Origin of the sequence: Bacillus sp. PSXD-155, assembly GCF_049310765.1 — a bacterium.
GTDB classification, from domain to species: domain Bacteria; phylum Bacillota; class Bacilli; order Bacillales; family Bacillaceae_G; genus Bacillus_A; species Bacillus_A cereus.
Genome location: NZ_JBMOWC010000003.1, coordinates 235,998 through 254,480 on the forward strand (window position 1 = coordinate 235,998; position 18,483 = coordinate 254,480).

Genomic DNA, 18,483 nt, shown 5'->3' on the forward strand with positions numbered 1-18,483 from the left:
AAGGTTGGTAATACTAGAATTCGAGTATGAACAAAGAAAGTTTTACATTGTTCGCATTTTCGACTTGATTGTAATATTTCAGTATGATATAGTAAGCAGTGGTGTCAGTACAAAGTACACACGTTTACTGATTTAAGTGTTGGTGCTACGTTTGTAGTTTCGCTTAGAGATGAAGTAAACGGAGGATATCAAAAACCATTTAGGAGGAACTATATTATGTCAGTAATTTCTATGAAGCAATTGCTTGAAGCTGGTGTTCATTTCGGACATCAAACTCGTCGTTGGAACCCAAAAATGAAGCGTTACATTTTCACAGAGCGTAACGGTATCTACATCATCGACTTACAAAAAACTGTGAAAAAAGTTGAGGAAGCTTACAGAACGATGCGCGACATCGCTGCTGAAGGTGGAGACATCTTATTCGTAGGTACTAAAAAACAAGCACAAGAAGCTATTAAAGAAGAAGCAACTCGTGCTGGTATGTACTTCGTTAACCAACGTTGGTTAGGCGGAACTTTAACAAACTTCCAAACAATCCAAAAGCGTATCAAGCGTCTTAAAGACATCGAAAGAATGCAAGAAGATGGTACTTTCGAAGTACTTCCTAAGAAAGAAGTTGTTCAACTTAAAAAAGAGTTAGAGCGTCTTGAGAAATTCTTAGGCGGTATTAAAGATATGAAAGGTCTTCCAAGTGCATTATTCGTAGTAGACCCTCGTAAAGAGCGTATTGCAGTTGCTGAAGCACGCAAATTACACATTCCAATCATCGGTATCGTTGATACAAACTGTGATCCAGACGAAATCGATCACGTTATCCCAGCAAACGATGATGCAATTCGTGCTGTAAAACTTCTTACATCTAAAATGGCAGACGCGATCCTTGAAGCAAAACAAGGTGAAGAAACTGTTACTGCGTAACAAAGTTGGAAAGGTGATAAGGGGTTCGGCCTTTTATCACCTTTTTTAAGGTATAAACACCTTTATAAAAGGTATAAATACATATTTTAGGAGGATGAAAAATATGGCAATCACTGCTCAAATGGTAAAAGAATTACGTGAAAAAACTGGCGCAGGTATGATGGACTGCAAAAAAGCTTTAACAGAAACTAACGGCGACATGGAGAAGGCAATTGACTTCTTACGCGAAAAAGGTATTGCGAAAGCTGCTAAAAAAGCAGACCGCATTGCTGCTGAAGGTTTAACTTTCATCGAAACAAACGGTAACGACGCTTTAATCTTAGAATTAAACTCTGAAACTGATTTCGTTGCGAAAAACGAAGGTTTCCAAGCACTAATTAAAGAATTAGCTGCTCACTTATTAACTAACAAACCAGCTAACGTTGAAGAAGCTATGGCTCAAACAATGGAAAACGGTAAAAACGTTGAAGAGCACATCAACGAAGCAATCGCTAAAATTGGTGAAAAACTTACACTTCGTCGTTTCGAAATCGTATCAAAAACTGATGCAGATGCATTCGGCGCTTACCTACACATGGGTGGACGCATTGGTGTATTAACAGTTCTTGAAGGTTCTACTGATGAAGCTGCTGCTAAAGATGTTGCAATGCACATCGCTGCAGTTAACCCTAAATACATCGACCGCGATGCTGTAACAGCTGAAGAAGTTGAGCATGAGCGTCAAGTATTAACACAACAAGCATTAAACGAAGGCAAGCCTGAAAAAATCGTTGCAAAAATGGTTGAAGGCCGTCTAGGCAAATTCTTCGAAGAGATTTGCTTACTTGACCAAGCATTCGTTAAAAACCCTGATATGAAAGTTCGTCAGTTCGTTGAGTCTAAAGGCGGAACATTAAAAGGATTCGTTCGCTACGCTGTTGGTGAAGGTATCGAAAAACGCGAAGACAACTTTGCTGAAGAAGTAATGAACCAAGTAAAAGGTAGTAACTAATACAGATTAGGGAACACATTGTGTTCCCTTTTTTAAAATAAAGATGTAAGCAATTGGAGGTTCATTATGAGTAAACCGAAATATAATCGTGTCGTTTTAAAGCTAAGTGGAGAAGCTTTAGCTGGAGAGCAAGGATTTGGAATTAATCCAACTGTTATTAAGTCAGTTGCAGAACAAGTAAAAGAAATTGCAGAACTTGATGTAGAGGTTGCTGTTGTTGTTGGTGGCGGTAACATTTGGCGTGGGAAAATTGGAAGTGAGATGGGCATGGATCGTGCAGGAGCAGATTACATGGGCATGTTAGCTACAGTTATGAATTCATTAGCTCTTCAAGATAGCTTGGAGAATATTGGAATCCAAACTCGTGTACAAACTTCAATTGAGATGCGTCAAGTGGCAGAGCCTTACATTCGCCGTAAAGCAGTTCGTCACTTAGAGAAAAAACGTGTTGTTATCTTTGCAGCAGGTACAGGTAATCCATACTTCTCTACAGATACAACAGCAGCATTACGTGCAGCGGAAATCGAAGCAGACGTTATTTTAATGGCAAAAAATAATGTGGATGGCGTATATAGCGCAGATCCATCTATTGACCCAACAGCTACGAAATACGAAACGCTTACTTACTTAGATGTATTAAAAGAAGGTTTAGGTGTAATGGATTCTACAGCTTCTTCTCTATGTATGGATAATGATATTCCATTAATTGTATTCTCAGTTATGGAAAAAGGTAATATTAAACGTGCCGTTTTAGGCGAAAATATTGGAACAGTTGTAAGGGGGAAATAAATATGGGACAACAAGTATTGAAGTCTTCAAATGAAAAAATGGAAAAAGCAGTTGCTGCTTATTCTCGTGAATTAGCAACAGTTCGCGCTGGTCGTGCAAGCTCGTCTGTATTAGATAAGGTACAAGTTGATTACTATGGTGCACCAACACCAGTTGTGCAATTAGCGAACATTACAGTTCCAGAAGCACGTTTACTTGTAATTCAACCTTATGATAAAACTTCTATCGGTGATATCGAAAAAGCAATTTTAAAAGCAGATTTAGGCTTAAACCCTTCTAATGATGGAACTGTAATTCGTATTGCATTCCCTGCATTAACAGAAGAGCGTCGTCGTGATCTTGTTAAAGTTGTGAAAAAATATGCTGAAGAAGCAAAAGTAGCTGTTCGTAACGTACGTCGTGACGGAAATGATGATCTTAAGAAGCTTGAAAAAGCTGGCGAGATTACAGAAGATGATTTAAGAGGATATACTGAAGATATCCAAAAAGAAACAGATAAATATATTGCAAAAGTTGACGAAATCGCAAAAAACAAAGAAAAAGAAATCATGGAAGTGTAATAGCGATAACTTCGCAAATATGACCCTCTTCTTAAGGGGGTCTTTTTACACTTTTAGGCATACGTCTGCTTGTTGGAGGGTATGAATGATGTTTAAAAACTTTCCTTTTTTTAAAGGTAAAAAGGACACATCGTTTGATCATCTCGTTGAAGAAGTGAAAAAAGGATATATCCCAGAACATATTGCCATCATTATGGATGGGAATGGAAGATGGGCAAAGAGGAGAGCAATGCCTCGTATTGCGGGACATCATGAAGGTATGCAAGTTGTAAAGAAAATTACAAAATTTGCAAGTAAACTTAATGTGAAAGTGTTAACTCTTTATGCTTTTTCAACTGAGAACTGGAAAAGACCGAAAAAGGAAGTTGATTATTTAATGAAGCTTCCAGAAGAATTTCTAGGTACATTTTTACCAGAATTGATTGAAGAAAACGTACAAGTCCGAGTAATAGGGCAAAAAGATCGTCTTCCTACGCATACACGCAGAGCGATGGAGAAAGCCATGGAAGATACGAAAGAGAATACGGGATTAATTCTTAATTTCGCGTTAAACTATGGAAGTCGAGATGAAATCGTTTCTGCTGTGCAACATATGATGAAAGATAATGAGGAAGGAAAAATTCGTTCTGAAGAGGTAAGTGAAGAAATGCTTTCCTCCTACTTAATGACGAGTTCTTTACCCGATCCAGAGTTGTTAATCCGAACAAGCGGAGAGCTACGTATTAGTAATTTCATGTTATGGCAAATTGCATATTCGGAGTTTTGGTTTACAGATGTGTATTGGCCAGACTTCAAAGAAGAACATTTGCTAAATGCGATTACTGACTTTCAACATAGAGGGCGCAGATTCGGAGGCGTGTAGAAAGAGAGGGTTTGGTAGTGAAACAGAGAATTATTACTGGAGTGGTTGCTGCCGCGCTATTCATTCCCATCGTAATATACGGTGGCGTGCCTTTTACGGTTTTAGTGTATGCACTTGCTTCTATAGGTTTATATGAATTAATTCGTATGAATAAGCTTACGCTTATTTCAGTACCGACAGTTTTAGCTGCAGTATTATTGTGGATTCTTTTAATTCCAAGTAGTGCATCAGAACTGTTTACATGGATTGGATTAGGTAAATTGGAAATCACATTTGTGATTGTTTTATTACTTTTATCATATACAGTCCTTTCTAAGAATACATTTACTTTTGATAATGCTTCATTTTTACTAATGGCAACGACATATGTGGCAATGGGATTCTTATATTTACATGAAACGAGAATATTAGGAATTAAATATGTGTTTTGTGCATTATTTGTTATATGGGCTACTGATTCAGGCGCATATTTCGTAGGAAAAGCATTGGGCAAGAGAAAATTGTGGCCAGAAATTAGTCCAAATAAAACGATTGAAGGTTCATTAGGCGGCATCGTTTGTGGAATTATTGTGGCACTTGTTTACAACGTGTTCTTCCCAGTCGAATCGAATGTAGTAATTTTAATTGTGCTGACAATTATCATTTCTATTTTTGGACAAATTGGTGATTTAGTACAATCTGCTTTTAAACGTCATTATGGCGTAAAGGATTCAGGTACAATTTTACCTGGGCATGGCGGTATATTAGATCGAACAGATAGTTGGTTATTCGTTTTACCAATTCTCTACTTCTTATTACAATACAATTAATAAATGAACGAGGGGTTGGAGTCATGAAAAACATTAGTTTATTAGGTGCAAGCGGATCAATTGGTACACAAACTTTAGATGTATTACGCTCGCACCCAGACCAATTCCGTCTCGTTGCTTTTTCTGTAGGGAAAAATATTGACTACGCAGTAAAGGTAATTCAAGAATTTTCTCCGCAAATCGTCTCTGTGCAAAGAGAGGAAGATGTTTTAAAATTACAAGCTGTTTCTGGTAATACAAAAATTGTATATGGTAGTGAAGGACTTTTAGAAGTAGCATTACATCCAGATGCGGAGATTGTAGTAAATGCTGTTGTAGGTAGCGTAGGGTTGTTACCGACACTTCGTGCGATTGAGGCGAAAAAAACAATTGGAATTGCAAATAAAGAAACGTTAGTAACTGCAGGACATCTTGTAATGGAAGCAGCGCGAAAACATAATGTTTCGTTACTTCCAGTAGATAGTGAACATTCGGCTATTTTTCAATGCTTGAATGGTGAAAATGAAAAAAGAATTTCTCGTCTTATTATAACGGCTTCTGGTGGAAGTTTCCGTGATAAAACGAGAGATGAATTGCATCATGTGACCGTAGAAGATGCGCTTCGACATCCAAACTGGTCAATGGGTTCGAAAATTACAATTGATTCTGCTACAATGATGAATAAGGGACTAGAAGTAATTGAAGCACATTGGCTTTTTGGTATCCCTTATGAGCAAATCGATGTTGTTTTACATAAAGAAAGTATTATCCATTCTATGGTTGAATTTGAAGATCGTAGTGTAATGGCGCAGCTTGGTTCACCTGATATGCGAGTACCAATTCAATACGCACTTACATATCCTGATAGATTGCCTCTTTCAGACACAAAACAGTTAAACTTATGGGAAATAGGGACGTTGCATTTTGAGAAAATGGACCAAGAACGATTCCGTTGTTTACGTTTTGCGTATGAAGCTGGAAAAGCAGGTGGAAGTATGCCAGCTGTAATGAACGCAGCGAATGAAGTAGCTGTTGAAGCTTTTTTACAAAAGAGAATTGGTTTCTTAACAGTGGAAGACCTCATTGAAAAAGCAATGAACCATCACAATGTCATTGCACGTCCGAGCTTAGAGGAAATTCTGGAAATTGATGCAGCCACAAGACGGTTTGTGATGGAACAAATTTAGCAAAGGTGGTTATGGAATTGAATACAGCGATTGCCTTTATATTAATTTTCGGTGCACTCGTATTTTTCCATGAGCTAGGGCATCTATACTTCGCGAAAAGAGCAGGCATTTTATGCCGCGAGTTTGCGATTGGTTTTGGTCCGAAAATATTCTCATTTGAAAAGAATGAAACGGTGTATACGATTCGATTACTGCCTCTGGGTGGCTATGTAAGAATGGCTGGCGAGGATGCAGACACAGTTGAGTTAAAGCCAGGGAAAAAGGTTGGCCTTGTGCTAAATGAAAAAGACGAAGCTGTGAAATTAGTTTTTGATGGATATGAAAAATATCCAAATGTTCGTGTTATTGAAGTCGAACAAGCTGATTTAGAGCATAATCTAACGATTTCAGGCTATGAAGAGTATGAGGAAGAGCTTCAAACATTCCGAGTGAATGAAAAGGCTCGCATCATTACTGCTGGAGAAGAAATTCAAATTGCTCCATATAACAGGCAATTTGGCTCTAAAAAATTGGGTCAACGCGCTTTAACAATCTTTGCGGGTCCTGCAATGAACTTCATTTTAGCATTTGTTATTTTTGTGATTCTTGGATTTGTACAAGGGGTTCCTATTGACAAACCAATGGTCGGAAAAGTGATGGATAATAGTGCAGCACAGCAAGCTGGCCTGAAAGAGAATGATACAATTCAAGCGATTGATGGGAAAAACACAAGTACATGGAAAGATGTTGTTACTATTGTACGTGAAAACCCGAATAAAGAAATTACGTTACAAGTAAAGCGTGATAATGAACAGTTTAATGTGAAAGTAACGCCAACACTTGATAAAGAAGGAAAAGACGAAGTTGGTAGAATTGGTGTTTATTCTCCTGTAGAGAAAACAGTAATGGGTTCTATTAAATCAGGATTTGAACAAACGTACCAATGGACGAAACTAATTTTTGAATCTCTTGTGAAATTAGTAACTGGTCAATTTTCTATTAATGAGTTGTCAGGTCCAGTAGGAATTTATAATCTAACAGATCAAGTTGTAGATTATGGATTTACGCGTGTACTAAGTTTAGCGGCAGTTCTAAGCATTAATCTTGGTTTATTTAATTTATTACCAGTTCCTGCTTTAGATGGTGGCCGTTTATTCTTCTTCTTAATTGAAGCGTTACGAGGGAAACCAATTGACCGTCAAAAAGAAGGAATGGTTCATTTTATTGGTTTTGCATTATTAATGTTATTAATGTTAGTTGTAACATGGAATGACATTCGTAAGTTTTTCTTGTAAAATAGAATGAAACTAATAATGAAATAGAGCTCGTAGAATAAAATCCCTCACCTAATTCGAGGTGAGGGGTTTTACTGCGTGTAAGAGTAAAATGAAGAGGTGCAAATAAATGAAACAAAGTATGGTATTCAGTCCTACATTACGTGAAGTTCCAGCTGATGCTGAAATTAAGAGTCATCAATTATTACTTCGTGCAGGTTTTATGCGTCAAAATGCTTCTGGTATTTATAGTTTTCTACCATTTGGATTAAAAGTATTACACAAAGTAGAACGTATCGTTCGAGAAGAAATGGAGCGTGCAGGAGCTGTAGAATTATTAATGCCAGCTATGCAAGCTGCAGAATTATGGCAAGAATCAGGTCGTTGGTATTCATACGGATCTGAATTAATGCGTATGAAAGATCGTAACGCTCGTGAATTCGCATTAGGAGCGACACATGAGGAAGTAATTACGGATCTTGTGCGTGATGAAGTGAAATCATATAAAAAATTACCGTTAACATTATACCAAATTCAAACAAAATTCCGTGATGAGCAAAGACCTCGTTTCGGTTTATTACGTGGAAGAGAGTTTCTAATGAAAGATGCATACTCTTTCCATGCTACACAAGAGAGCTTAGATGAAGTATACGATCGCTTATATAAAGCATACTCTAACATTTTTGCTCGTTGTGGCTTGAATTTCCGTGCAGTTATTGCTGATTCTGGAGCAATGGGCGGAAAAGATACACATGAATTTATGGTATTATCTGATGTTGGTGAAGATACAATTGCATACTCTGACACATCTGATTATGCAGCAAACATCGAAATGGCTCCTGTTGTAGATACGTATACGAAGAGTGACGAAGCAGAAAAAGCTCTTGAAAAAGTAGCAACACCAGACCAAAAAGCAATTGAAGAAGTATCTGCATTCTTAAACATTGCAGCTGACAAGTGCATTAAGTCTATGGTATTTAAAGTAGATGAGAAATTAGTAGTTGTACTTGTTCGTGGTGATCACGAAGTAAACGATGTGAAAGTGAAAAATGTATACGGCGCTTCAGTTGTTGAGCTTGCTTCTCATGAAGAAGTAAAAGAATTATTAAATTGTGAAATTGGTTCATTAGGGCCGATTGGTGTAACAGGTGATATTGAAATTATTGCTGATCACGCTGTAGCATCAATTGTTAACGGATGTTCAGGAGCGAACGAAGAAGGATTCCATTATGTAAATGTAAATCCAAAACGTGACTTTAAAGTAAGTCAATATACAGATTTACGCTTCATTCAAGAAGGAGACCAATCTCCAGATGGAAACGGAACAATTCTTTTCGCACGCGGAATTGAAGTTGGTCATGTATTCAAATTAGGAACTCGTTATAGTGAAGCAATGAACGCGACATTCCTAGATGAAAACGGAAAAACACAACCACTTATTATGGGTTGTTACGGTATCGGTGTATCTCGTACAGTGGCAGCAATTGCAGAGCAGTTTAACGATGAGAACGGCTTAGTTTGGCCAAAAGCTGTAGCACCATTCCATGTGCATGTAATTCCAGTAAATATGAAATCTGATGCACAACGTGAAATGGGTGAAAATATCTACAACTCATTACAAGAACAAGGATATGAAGTGTTATTAGACGATCGTGCAGAACGTGCAGGTGTTAAGTTTGCAGATGCAGATTTATTCGGTCTTCCAGTTCGCGTTACAGTTGGTAAAAAAGCAGACGAAGGTATTGTAGAAGTGAAAGTACGTGCTACAGGTGAGTCTGAAGAAGTAAAAGTAGAAGAACTTCAAACATATATTACAAATATTTTAAAATAAGAAGAGGTACCTCGTAATGGGGTACCTTCTCTTTCTTTGTAAACGTATTTTGTAAAAGAAGAAGGAAGAAATCTTTCTTTGTAGTACGTTTCAATTTATAATAGCAAATGGAAGGAGAGTGCTTATGTCTTTAACAAATGAACAACAAGAGCGATTTCAAATTTTGCTCCAGCAGTTGCAAATACCAGACGACCTTATAAATCAATATTTACAAGGCGGTGGTATTGAAAGGCTCGTTATTGATAAAGCGAATAAAAGTTGGCATTTTGATTTACAAGTGCCACGTATTTTGCCTACAGAATTATATGAATTGCTAGAAACAAAGCTTAAGCAATCATTTTCTCATATTGCAAGAACAACATTTGCATTAGAAACAGAGAATAAACAATTTACAGAAGAAGAAGTAAGGGCGTATTGGCCACTTTGTACGGAACGAATTACATTTTCACCCATGTTCGCGTACTTAAAGAAGCAACTTCCGCAGGTGAATGGAGTGAAGTTGTTGATAAATGTAAATAACGAGTTGGAGTCTACTGCTTTAAAGAAAAACGTTGCGAAACCAGTGGGGGATCAATACGAAGTTTTTGGATTCCCGCGTTTTCAGTTAGACACACATATACAGCAAAATGCAGAAGAAATGCAAAAGTTTCGTGAGCAAACTCAGCAAGAAGACCGCGAGCGTGTTATACAAGCTATGGAAGAAATGGCGAAGAAGCAAGCTGAAGAAAGTAGCGTTGTGCATGAAGGACCGATTACACTCGGGTATCTTATTAAGCCGGATGAAGAGATTACACCGATGCGAGAAATTCAAGATGAAGAAAGAAGAAAAACGGTTCAAGGATATGTCTTCCATGTAGAAACAAAAGAGCTTCGTAGTGGGCGTACGTTATTAACTTTAAAAATAACGGATTATACGGATTCTATTATGATCAAAATGTTCTCGCGTGACAAAGAAGATATTCCAATGCTGCAATCCTTGAAAAAAGGAATGTGGGTGAAAGCGCGTGGTTCTGTTCAAAACGATACATTCGTTCGAGATTTAGTAATGATTGCAAATGATATTAATGAAATAACAGGGCCGTCTCGTAAAGATAAAGCGCCAGAAGGCGAAAAGCGTGTAGAACTTCATCTTCACACTCCGATGAGCCAAATGGATGCTGTTACTCCTGTTTCTAGGCTTGTTGCCCAAGCTGGTAAATGGGGACATGAAGCTATTGCGGTTACAGACCATGCTGTGGCTCAGTCGTTCCCGGAGGCATATTCTGCGGGGAAAAAAGCTGGAGTTAAAGTTATATACGGTGTAGAAGCGAATTTAGTTAATGATGGTGTACCGATAGCGTATAACGAGGCGCATCGTTTACTTGCGGAGGAAACGTATGTTGTTTTCGATGTTGAGACGACAGGTTTATCAGCTGTATACGACACAGTCATTGAGTTGGCTGCCGTAAAAGTAAAGGGTGGCGAAATCATTGATCGCTTTGAATCTTTCGCAAATCCACATCAACCATTATCAGCGACGATTATTGAATTAACAGGTATTACAGATGATATGTTAACTGATGCACCAGAAGTGGACGAAGTGTTTAAAAAGTTTGAGGAATGGATGGGTGACCATACACTTGTTGCCCATAATGCAAGCTTTGATATGGGCTTTATTAACGTAGGTTTTAAAAAGGCTGGGTTAGAAAAAACGAATAACCCCGTTATTGATACGTTAGAACTTGCACGATTCTTATTCCCAGAAATGAAAAATCATCGATTAAATACGATGTGTAAAAAACTTGATATTGAATTAACGCAACATCACCGTGCGATTTATGATACAGAAGCGACGGGATATTTACTTGTGAAAATGTTGAAAGATGTAATTGAAAAGGGATTTGAATATCACGATCAATTAAATGATAGCATGGGACAAGGGGATGCGTATAAGCGTGGCCGTCCAAGTCATATGACGTTACTTGCCACATCAGATGTTGGGTTGAAAAATTTATATAAACTTGTTTCATATTCTCACCTTAATTACTTTTACCGTGTACCACGAGTACCGAGGTCACTATTAAAAAAATACCGTGAAGGAATTTTAGTAGGAACGGCTTGTGATAAAGGTGAAGTATTTGAGGCAATGATGCAAAAAGCTCCTGAAGAGGTAGAAGAAATTGCACAGTTCTATGATTACATTGAAGTAATGCCTCCAGAGGTGTTGCGTCATTTAGTAGAGCGTGAACTCGTTCGAGATGAAGGACAATTAAAAACAATTATCTCTAACTTAGTAAAACTAGGTGAGACGTTAGATAAACCAGTTGTCGCTACAGGGAACGTGCATTACTTAGATCCAGAAGATGCAATGTATCGTAAAATTTTAGTTAGTTCACAGGGCGGGGCAAATCCGTTAAATCGACATTCATTACCGCCAGTACATTTCCGTACAACTGATGAAATGCTAGAGTGTTTTTCATTTTTAGGTGAGGACAAAGCGAAAGAAGTTGTTGTAACGAATACACAAAAAGTTGCGTCATTAATTGGTGATGTTCGTCCGGTAAAAGATGATCTATATACACCGAAAATTGAGGGTGCCGATGATGAAACACGTGATATGAGTTATAAAATGGCACGCAGTATATACGGTGAAGAACTACCAGAAATTGTAGAGGCTCGCTTAGAAAAAGAATTGAAAAGTATTATTGGACATGGATTTGCCGTTATTTATTTAATCTCACATAAGCTTGTGAAAAAATCGTTAGTCGACGGATATCTAGTAGGTTCGCGTGGTTCAGTAGGTTCATCGTTCGTTGCAACGATGATGGAAATTACAGAAGTAAACCCATTACCACCACACTATGTCTGTCCAAAATGCAAGCAATCTGAATTCTTTAATGATGGTTCGGTAGGCTCTGGTTTCGACTTACCAGATAAAGATTGTCCGACATGTAATGTGGCATATGTAAAAGATGGACATGATATCCCATTCGAAACGTTCCTTGGATTCAAAGGAGATAAGGTACCTGATATCGATTTGAACTTCTCCGGGGAATACCAACCACGTGCCCATAACTATACGAAAGTACTGTTCGGTGAAGATTATGTATACCGTGCTGGAACGATTGGTACAGTTGCGGAAAAAACAGCTTATGGATATGTAAAAGGTTATGCAAATGATCACAATTTAACAATTCGGAATGCAGAGATTGACCGCTTAGTAGCGGGATGTACAGGGGTAAAACGTACAACTGGACAGCATCCAGGTGGTATTATCGTTGTGCCAGATTACATGGATATCTTTGATTTCTCCCCAATACAGTTTCCTGCTGATTCAATTGGTGCTGAGTGGAGAACAACGCATTTTGACTTCCACTCGATTCATGATAATTTATTGAAACTTGATATACTAGGACACGATGATCCGACCGTTATTCGTATGTTACAAGATTTAAGTGGTATTGATCCGAAAACAATCCCAACGGATGATCCAGAGGTAATGAAAATTTTCTCTGGTCCAGAAACGTTAGGGGTAACGGAAGAACAAATTAACTGTAAAACAGGTACACTTGGTATCCCAGAATTCGGTACGAAATTCGTAAGACAGATGTTAGAAGAGACAAAACCAACGACATTCTCAGAATTGGTCCAAATTTCTGGGCTGTCACATGGTACTGACGTATGGCTGGGTAATGCAAATGAGTTAATTTATAACGGTACATGTACGCTGAGTGAAGTTATCGGTTGTCGTGATGACATCATGGTATATTTAATCTATCAAGGTTTAGATCCATCATTAGCCTTCAAAATCATGGAGTCGGTTCGTAAAGGTAAAGGTGTACCGGAAGAATGGGAAGATGACATGAAAGGTAATAATGTACCAGGTTGGTATATTGATTCATGTAAGAAGATTAAATATATGTTCCCTAAAGCCCATGCGGCTGCTTACGTACTTATGGCTGTGCGTATCGCATACTTTAAAGTACATTTTGCACTTTTATTCTATGCGGCATATTTTACAGTCCGTGCAGATGATTTTGATGTAGAGGCGATGGCGAAAGGTTCAGCATCTATACGTGCAAGAATTGATGAAATTGCTCAAAAGGGACTCGATGCTGCGCCGAAAGAGAAGAGTTTATTAACGGTACTAGAAATGACACTTGAAATGTGTGAGCGTGGATACTCATTCCAAAAGGTTGATTTATACCGTTCGCATGCAACGGAATTTATTATTGATGGGGACTCATTAATCCCTCCGTTTAATGCAGTGCCTGGTCTTGGTACGAACGCAGCCTTAAGTATTGTGGAAGCGCGCAAAAATGGAGACTTCTTATCAAAAGAAGACTTACAGCAACGAAGTAAGGTTTCGAAAACAATTATTGAGTATTTAGATAGCCAAGGTTGTTTAGGAGATTTGCCGGATCAAAACCAATTATCACTGTTCTAATAGGTAGGAAAAGTCTTTGCAAATCAATATTTGCTATGGTATACTATAAACCGAGATAACCATGTCATGTATATTTTGTGAAAAAGAGAGTGGGGAAACCCACTCTTTCGTGTTACTATCTACATTTTATTCATGTAGATAGTAAAGACATTTCTGTCGTATATACATATTTTGTTACAAGTTTTACTTCTTAAATTTGGTAATACTAAGACAGATATTCCCTGCTTAACGGCAGGGGCTTTTGTTAGCTAACGAGAAAGAATAAGATAGACCGTCTTTATGAACGGGATCTTTTCTTGTAAATGGTACATGGCGGCAGGAAGGAGGCTGTTTATGGATAAGAAAGTCACAGAAGTTGTAGAAGCATTTGCGCAGCCAATCGTTGAAGAGTTAAATCTTGAACTTGTAGATGTAGAGTATGTGAAAGAAGGACAAGACTGGTTCTTACGCGTATTCATCGATTCTGAAAAGGGAGTCGACATTGAAGAATGCGGTGCGGTAAGTGAACGTTTAAGCGAAGCTTTAGATAAAGAGGATCCAATTCCTCACCTTTACTTTTTGGATGTATCATCTCCTGGAGCAGAACGCCCATTAAAGAAAGAGAAAGACTTCCAGCAAGCGGTAGGAAAACAAGTGGCAATAAAAACATATGAGCCGATTGATGGCGAAAAGATGTTTGAAGGAAAGTTACTTTCCTACGACGGTACTACAATTACACTACTATTAACAATTAAAACACGTAAAAAAGAAATCCAAATTCCAATGGATAAAGTTGCAAATGCGCGACTTGCTGTTACGTTTTAGTAAGAAGGGGGATCTTCATGAGCACTGAGTTGTTAGATGCTTTGCTCGTATTAGAGTCAGAAAAAGGTATTAGTAAAGATATTATTATTGATGCGATTGAAGCAGCGTTAATCTCTGCTTATAAACGCAATTTTAACCAAGCACAAAACGTTCGTGTGAGCTTTAACCCAGAAGTGGGAACAATTCAAGTTTTAGCACGTAAGGACGTTGTTGATAATGTGTTTGATCCACGTCTTGAAATCTCTGTAGAAGAGGCAAGACAAATTAATCCAAACTACCAAGATGGCGACGTACTAGAAATTGAAGTAACGCCAAAAGATTTTGGTCGTATTGCAGCGCAAACTGCAAAACAAGTTGTAACACAACGAGTTCGTGAAGCAGAACGTGGTGTTATTTACTCAGAATTTAGTGATCGTGAAGAAGACATTATGGTTGGTATTGTACAACGCCAAGATGCTCGTTTCATCTACGTAAGCTTAGGTAAAGTAGAAGCTTTATTACCTGTAAGTGAGCAAATGCCAAATGAGCAATATAAGCCACATGATCGTATTCGCGTATTTATTACAAAAGTAGAAAAGACAACAAAAGGACCACAAATTTACGTATCACGTACACATCCTGGTCTTTTAAAACGTTTATTCGAAATGGAAGTTCCAGAAATTTATGATGGAACTGTAGAAATTCGCTCTGTAGCGCGCGAAGCAGGAGATCGTTCTAAAATCTCTGTGCATGCAGAAAACATTGATGTTGATCCAGTTGGTTCTTGCGTAGGACCGAAAGGACAACGTGTACAACGTGTTGTAGATGAACTAAAAGGTGAAAAGATTGACATCGTTCGCTGGTCAAATGATCCAGTTGAATATGTTGCAAATGCTTTAAGCCCATCACAAGTTGTTAAAGTACTTGTAGATGAAGATGAAAAAGCAACAACTGTTGTTGTTCCAGACCACCAGCTATCATTAGCTATCGGTAAGCGTGGACAAAATGCGCGTCTTGCAGCTAAATTAACAGGCTGGAAAATTGATATTAAAAGTGAGTCTGATGCGAAACAACTTGGAATTGTAACAGAAGAAGATAGCGTAATCGCATTCGGATTCGATTCAGTTGAAGACGAAATCGAATAGAGGTGATGAGTATGAGCAATCGAAAAGTTCCGTTACGAAAATGTATCGCGACGCAAGAGATGAAATCAAAACGAGAGCTCGTTCGCATTGTTCGTTCCAAAGAGGGCGAAGTGTCTATTGATTTATCTGGAAAAAAATCAGGACGAGGTGCATATTTGTCAAAAGATAAAGAATGCATTATGCAAGCTCAAAAGAAAAACATTTTGGAACATCATCTAAAAGCGAAAATCGACAGTTCTCTGTATGAAGAGCTTCTTGAGCTTGTTGAGAAGGAGTCGAAATAAGTGTCCGATTGGAAATCGTTTTTAGGACTAGCAAATCGCGCTCGAAAAATCATTTCGGGTGAAGAACTCGTTTTAAAAGAAGTACGAAGTGGTAAAGCAAAGCTCGTATTGCTTTCTGAAGATGCGTCAGCGAACACTACTAAACGTATCACTGATAAAACGACGTACTACAACGTACCAATGAAAAAAGTCGAAAATCGACAACAATTAGGGCATGCGATTGGGAGAGACGAGCGAGTCGTTGTAGCTGTGTTAGATGAAGGCTTTGCGAAAAAGCTACGTAGCATGCTCGATACAAATTACCGGGGGTGAAGGTATGAGTAAAATTCGAGTACATGAATATGCAAAAAAAAATAATATCTCAAGTAAAGATCTTATGACAAAACTTAAAGAGATGAATATCGAGGTTTCGAATCATATGACAATGTTAGAAGATGAAGTAGTAAATAAATTAGATAATGAATATAACACTGGAGCGGAAAAACCTTCTGTTGCAGATGAGTTTGAAGTAGAAGAGAAAGTTGTTCGCAGTAAAAAGAACAGCAATAAGAAAAAGAAAAAAGGCAAAGGAAATGAAGACAAACGTCAAGATAACTTTGCTGGAAGACAACAAACGCAAATAGTAGAAACACCAGATAAAATCACTTTCTCTGGAAGCCTTACAGTAGGTGAACTTGCTAAAAAGTTAAGTAAAGAGCCATCTGAAATTATTAAAAAGCTCTTCATGCTTGGAATTATGGCAACAATTAACCAAGACTTGGATAAAGATACAATTGAGTTAATTGCTACTGATTACGGTATTGAAGTAGAAGAAGAAGTAGTTGTAAGTGAAACTGAGTTTGAAACATTCATTGATGAGCAAGATGATGAAGAAAACTTAAAAGAGCGTCCAGCTGTTGTTACGATTATGGGACACGTTGACCATGGTAAAACAACATTACTTGACTCAATTCGTAATTCAAAAGTAACTGCTGGCGAAGCGGGTGGAATTACTCAGCATATTGGTGCATACCAAGTTGAAGTAAATGATAAGAAAATTACATTCTTAGATACGCCTGGTCACGCGGCATTTACAACGATGCGTGCTCGTGGTGCGCAAGTAACTGATATTACAATCCTTGTTGTTGCAGCTGATGACGGTGTTATGCCTCAAACAGTTGAAGCGATTAGCCATGCAAAAGCAGCTGGAGTACCAATTATTGTTGCTGTGAATAAAATGGATAAACCAGCGGCGAATCCTGATCGTGTAATGCAAGAATTAACAGAATATGAATTAGTTCCAGAAGCTTGGGGCGGAGATACAATTTTCGTACCAATTTCTGCAATCCAAGGCGAGGGAATTGACAACTTGCTAGAGATGATTCTTCTTGTAAGTGAAGTAGAAGAATATAAAGCAAACCCAAATCGTTATGCAACGGGTACTGTAATTGAAGCACAGCTTGATAAAGGTAAAGGAACTATCGCGACATTATTAGTTCAAAACGGTACACTTCGAGTTGGAGATCCAATCGTTGTTGGAACTTCATTCGGGCGTGTTCGTGCAATGGTAAGTGATATTGGTCGTCGTGTAAAAGTTGCTGGTCCATCAACTCCTGTTGAAATTACAGGTTTAAATGAAGTACCACAAGCTGGAGATCGTTTCATGGCATTCGCTGATGAGAAGAAAGCTCGTCAAATCGGTGAATCACGTGCACAAGAAGCGTTAGTTGCACAACGTGGTGAGAAATCTAAATTAAGCCTTGAAGATTTATTCCAACAAATCCAAGAGAGCGATGTAAAAGAAATCAACTTAATCGTAAAAGCAGACGTACAAGGTTCTGTTGAAGCGATGGCAGCGTCACTTCGTAAAATTGATGTTGAAGGCGTAAAAGTTAAAATCATTCACACTGGTGTAGGTGCGATTACAGAATCTGATATCATTTTAGCTTCTGCATCTAATGCAATTGTAATTGGATTTAACGTACGTCCGGATGTGAACGCGAAGCGTACAGCTGAATTAGAGAACGTTGATGTTCGCTTACACCGCATTATCTACAAAGTAATCGAAGAAATTGAATTAGCAATGCAAGGTATGCTGGATCCAGAATTCGAAGAAAAAGTAATCGGTCAAGCGGAAGTTCGTCAAACATTCAAGGTAACAAAAGTTGGAACAATCGCAGGTTGTTACGTAATTGACGGTAAAATTACACGCGATAGTGGCGTTCGTATTATCCGCGATGGTATCGTAATTTTCGAAGGACAACTTGATACGTTAAAACGTTTCAAAGACGACGTAAAAGAAGTTGCACAGAACTATGAGTGTGGTATTACAATTGAGAGATATAATGACCTTAAAGAAGGGGACATCATTGAAGCATACGTTATGGAAGAAGTGAAGCGATGATTGTCGCTTCACTCTCATTCGAGTGTATGATTTACGATGTGCATTCTTTAAAAGAGAAACGGGCAATTTTGCAACGAGTGCTAACTCGTGTGAAACAGCGCTATAATGTAGCTGTTTCTGAAGTTGGGCATCAAGATGTATGGCAACGTACAGAAATTGCGGTTGTTTCCGTATCCTCAAATCGTGTTATCTGTGAAAAAGAAATGAATCGTGTACTGGAGTACATCGATTCATTTCCTGAAATTGAACGTACGATAACACAATTGGAATGGTATTGAATGAG

At 38.1% G+C, this 18,483-nt stretch carries 16 protein-coding genes; all 16 read left to right on the forward strand.

What is annotated here, in order from left to right:
• The first annotated feature begins 216 nt into the window (after positions 1-216).
• The 16 genes from rpsB to ACO6VI_RS04125 all read left to right on the forward strand — a co-directional run bounded on the left by rpsB (position 217) and on the right by ACO6VI_RS04125 (position 18,478).
• Positions 217-918 (forward strand): 30S ribosomal protein S2, encoded by a 702-nt coding sequence (gene rpsB / locus ACO6VI_RS04050; RefSeq protein WP_000111485.1) that lies wholly within the window; start codon positions 217-219, stop codon positions 916-918.
• A 103-nt stretch (positions 919-1,021) separates the two neighbouring features.
• Positions 1,022-1,909, forward strand: coding sequence for a translation elongation factor Ts (tsf, locus tag ACO6VI_RS04055; protein ID WP_001018577.1), 888 nt, complete (start codon positions 1,022-1,024; stop codon positions 1,907-1,909).
• A 66-nt stretch (positions 1,910-1,975) separates the two neighbouring features.
• The gene (gene pyrH, locus ACO6VI_RS04060) at positions 1,976-2,698 is read left to right on the forward strand and encodes a UMP kinase (RefSeq protein WP_000042669.1); all 723 of its coding nucleotides are present in this window, start codon (positions 1,976-1,978) and stop codon (positions 2,696-2,698) included.
• 2 nt (positions 2,699-2,700) lie between these two features.
• Positions 2,701-3,258, forward strand: coding sequence for a ribosome recycling factor (gene frr, locus ACO6VI_RS04065; RefSeq protein WP_000531505.1), 558 nt, complete (start codon positions 2,701-2,703; stop codon positions 3,256-3,258).
• A gap of 85 nt (positions 3,259-3,343) precedes the next feature.
• The gene (gene uppS / locus ACO6VI_RS04070) at positions 3,344-4,120 is read left to right on the forward strand and encodes an isoprenyl transferase (RefSeq protein ID WP_000971296.1); all 777 of its coding nucleotides are present in this window, start codon (positions 3,344-3,346) and stop codon (positions 4,118-4,120) included.
• 17 nt (positions 4,121-4,137) lie between these two features.
• Entirely contained in the window at positions 4,138-4,929 is a 792-nt protein-coding gene (cdsA, locus tag ACO6VI_RS04075) for a phosphatidate cytidylyltransferase (protein WP_161520102.1), read from the forward strand.
• Positions 4,930-4,952: 23 nt separating this feature from the next.
• Positions 4,953-6,095 carry a 1-deoxy-D-xylulose-5-phosphate reductoisomerase gene (dxr, locus tag ACO6VI_RS04080; RefSeq protein WP_000790358.1) on the forward strand — a complete coding sequence of 381 codons (1,143 nt, stop codon included), beginning with the start codon at positions 4,953-4,955 and terminating at the stop codon, positions 6,093-6,095.
• A gap of 17 nt (positions 6,096-6,112) precedes the next feature.
• Complete coding sequence (rseP, locus tag ACO6VI_RS04085) at positions 6,113-7,369, forward strand: RIP metalloprotease RseP (protein ID WP_001090233.1); 1,257 nt, start codon at positions 6,113-6,115, stop codon at positions 7,367-7,369.
• 109 nt (positions 7,370-7,478) lie between these two features.
• Positions 7,479-9,179 carry a proline--tRNA ligase gene (locus tag ACO6VI_RS04090; protein WP_063548475.1) on the forward strand — a complete coding sequence of 567 codons (1,701 nt, stop codon included), beginning with the start codon at positions 7,479-7,481 and terminating at the stop codon, positions 9,177-9,179.
• Between the two features lie 124 nt (positions 9,180-9,303).
• Positions 9,304-13,605, forward strand: coding sequence for a PolC-type DNA polymerase III (locus ACO6VI_RS04095; RefSeq protein WP_000060002.1), 4,302 nt, complete (start codon positions 9,304-9,306; stop codon positions 13,603-13,605).
• A gap of 333 nt (positions 13,606-13,938) precedes the next feature.
• On the forward strand, positions 13,939-14,409 hold the full coding sequence (rimP, locus tag ACO6VI_RS04100) for a ribosome maturation factor RimP (protein ID WP_000359095.1): 471 nt from the start codon (positions 13,939-13,941) through the stop codon (positions 14,407-14,409).
• 17 nt (positions 14,410-14,426) lie between these two features.
• A complete protein-coding gene (gene nusA, locus ACO6VI_RS04105) occupies positions 14,427-15,533 on the forward strand; it encodes a transcription termination factor NusA (RefSeq protein WP_000102598.1) in 1,107 nt (368 codons plus the stop codon).
• 11 nt (positions 15,534-15,544) lie between these two features.
• The gene (gene rnpM, locus ACO6VI_RS04110) at positions 15,545-15,817 is read left to right on the forward strand and encodes an RNase P modulator RnpM (protein WP_000071125.1); all 273 of its coding nucleotides are present in this window, start codon (positions 15,545-15,547) and stop codon (positions 15,815-15,817) included.
• Positions 15,818-16,129, forward strand: a complete 312-nt coding sequence (locus ACO6VI_RS04115; protein WP_001286522.1) for a YlxQ family RNA-binding protein — start codon at positions 15,818-15,820, stop codon at positions 16,127-16,129.
• A 4-nt stretch (positions 16,130-16,133) separates the two neighbouring features.
• Complete coding sequence (gene infB, locus ACO6VI_RS04120) at positions 16,134-18,200, forward strand: translation initiation factor IF-2 (RefSeq protein WP_000036347.1); 2,067 nt, start codon at positions 16,134-16,136, stop codon at positions 18,198-18,200.
• Positions 18,197-18,478: a DUF503 domain-containing protein gene (locus ACO6VI_RS04125; protein ID WP_000634350.1), complete on the forward strand. Its 282-nt coding sequence runs from the start codon at positions 18,197-18,199 to the stop codon at positions 18,476-18,478. The genes infB and ACO6VI_RS04125 overlap by 4 nt, the downstream gene beginning before the upstream one ends.
• Positions 18,479-18,483 lie beyond the last annotated feature (5 nt).

What these genes read in the sequence shown, in the direction of transcription:
- rpsB (WP_000111485.1), top strand. Translation starts at nt 217, where the DNA reads ATGTCAGTAATTTCTATGAAGCAATTGCTTGAAGCTGGTGTTCATTTC.
- tsf (WP_001018577.1), top strand. Translation starts at nt 1,022, where the DNA reads ATGGCAATCACTGCTCAAATGGTAAAAGAATTACGTGAAAAAACTGGC.
- pyrH (WP_000042669.1), top strand. Translation starts at nt 1,976, where the DNA reads ATGAGTAAACCGAAATATAATCGTGTCGTTTTAAAGCTAAGTGGAGAA.
- frr (WP_000531505.1), top strand. Translation starts at nt 2,701, where the DNA reads ATGGGACAACAAGTATTGAAGTCTTCAAATGAAAAAATGGAAAAAGCA.
- uppS (WP_000971296.1), top strand. Translation starts at nt 3,344, where the DNA reads ATGATGTTTAAAAACTTTCCTTTTTTTAAAGGTAAAAAGGACACATCG.
- dxr (WP_000790358.1), top strand. Translation starts at nt 4,953, where the DNA reads ATGAAAAACATTAGTTTATTAGGTGCAAGCGGATCAATTGGTACACAA.
- ACO6VI_RS04090 (WP_063548475.1), top strand. Translation starts at nt 7,479, where the DNA reads ATGAAACAAAGTATGGTATTCAGTCCTACATTACGTGAAGTTCCAGCT.
- ACO6VI_RS04095 (WP_000060002.1), top strand. Translation starts at nt 9,304, where the DNA reads ATGTCTTTAACAAATGAACAACAAGAGCGATTTCAAATTTTGCTCCAG.
- rimP (WP_000359095.1), top strand. Translation starts at nt 13,939, where the DNA reads ATGGATAAGAAAGTCACAGAAGTTGTAGAAGCATTTGCGCAGCCAATC.
- nusA (WP_000102598.1), top strand. Translation starts at nt 14,427, where the DNA reads ATGAGCACTGAGTTGTTAGATGCTTTGCTCGTATTAGAGTCAGAAAAA.
- rnpM (WP_000071125.1), top strand. Translation starts at nt 15,545, where the DNA reads ATGAGCAATCGAAAAGTTCCGTTACGAAAATGTATCGCGACGCAAGAG.
- infB (WP_000036347.1), top strand. Translation starts at nt 16,134, where the DNA reads ATGAGTAAAATTCGAGTACATGAATATGCAAAAAAAAATAATATCTCA.
- ACO6VI_RS04125 (WP_000634350.1), top strand. Translation starts at nt 18,197, where the DNA reads ATGATTGTCGCTTCACTCTCATTCGAGTGTATGATTTACGATGTGCAT.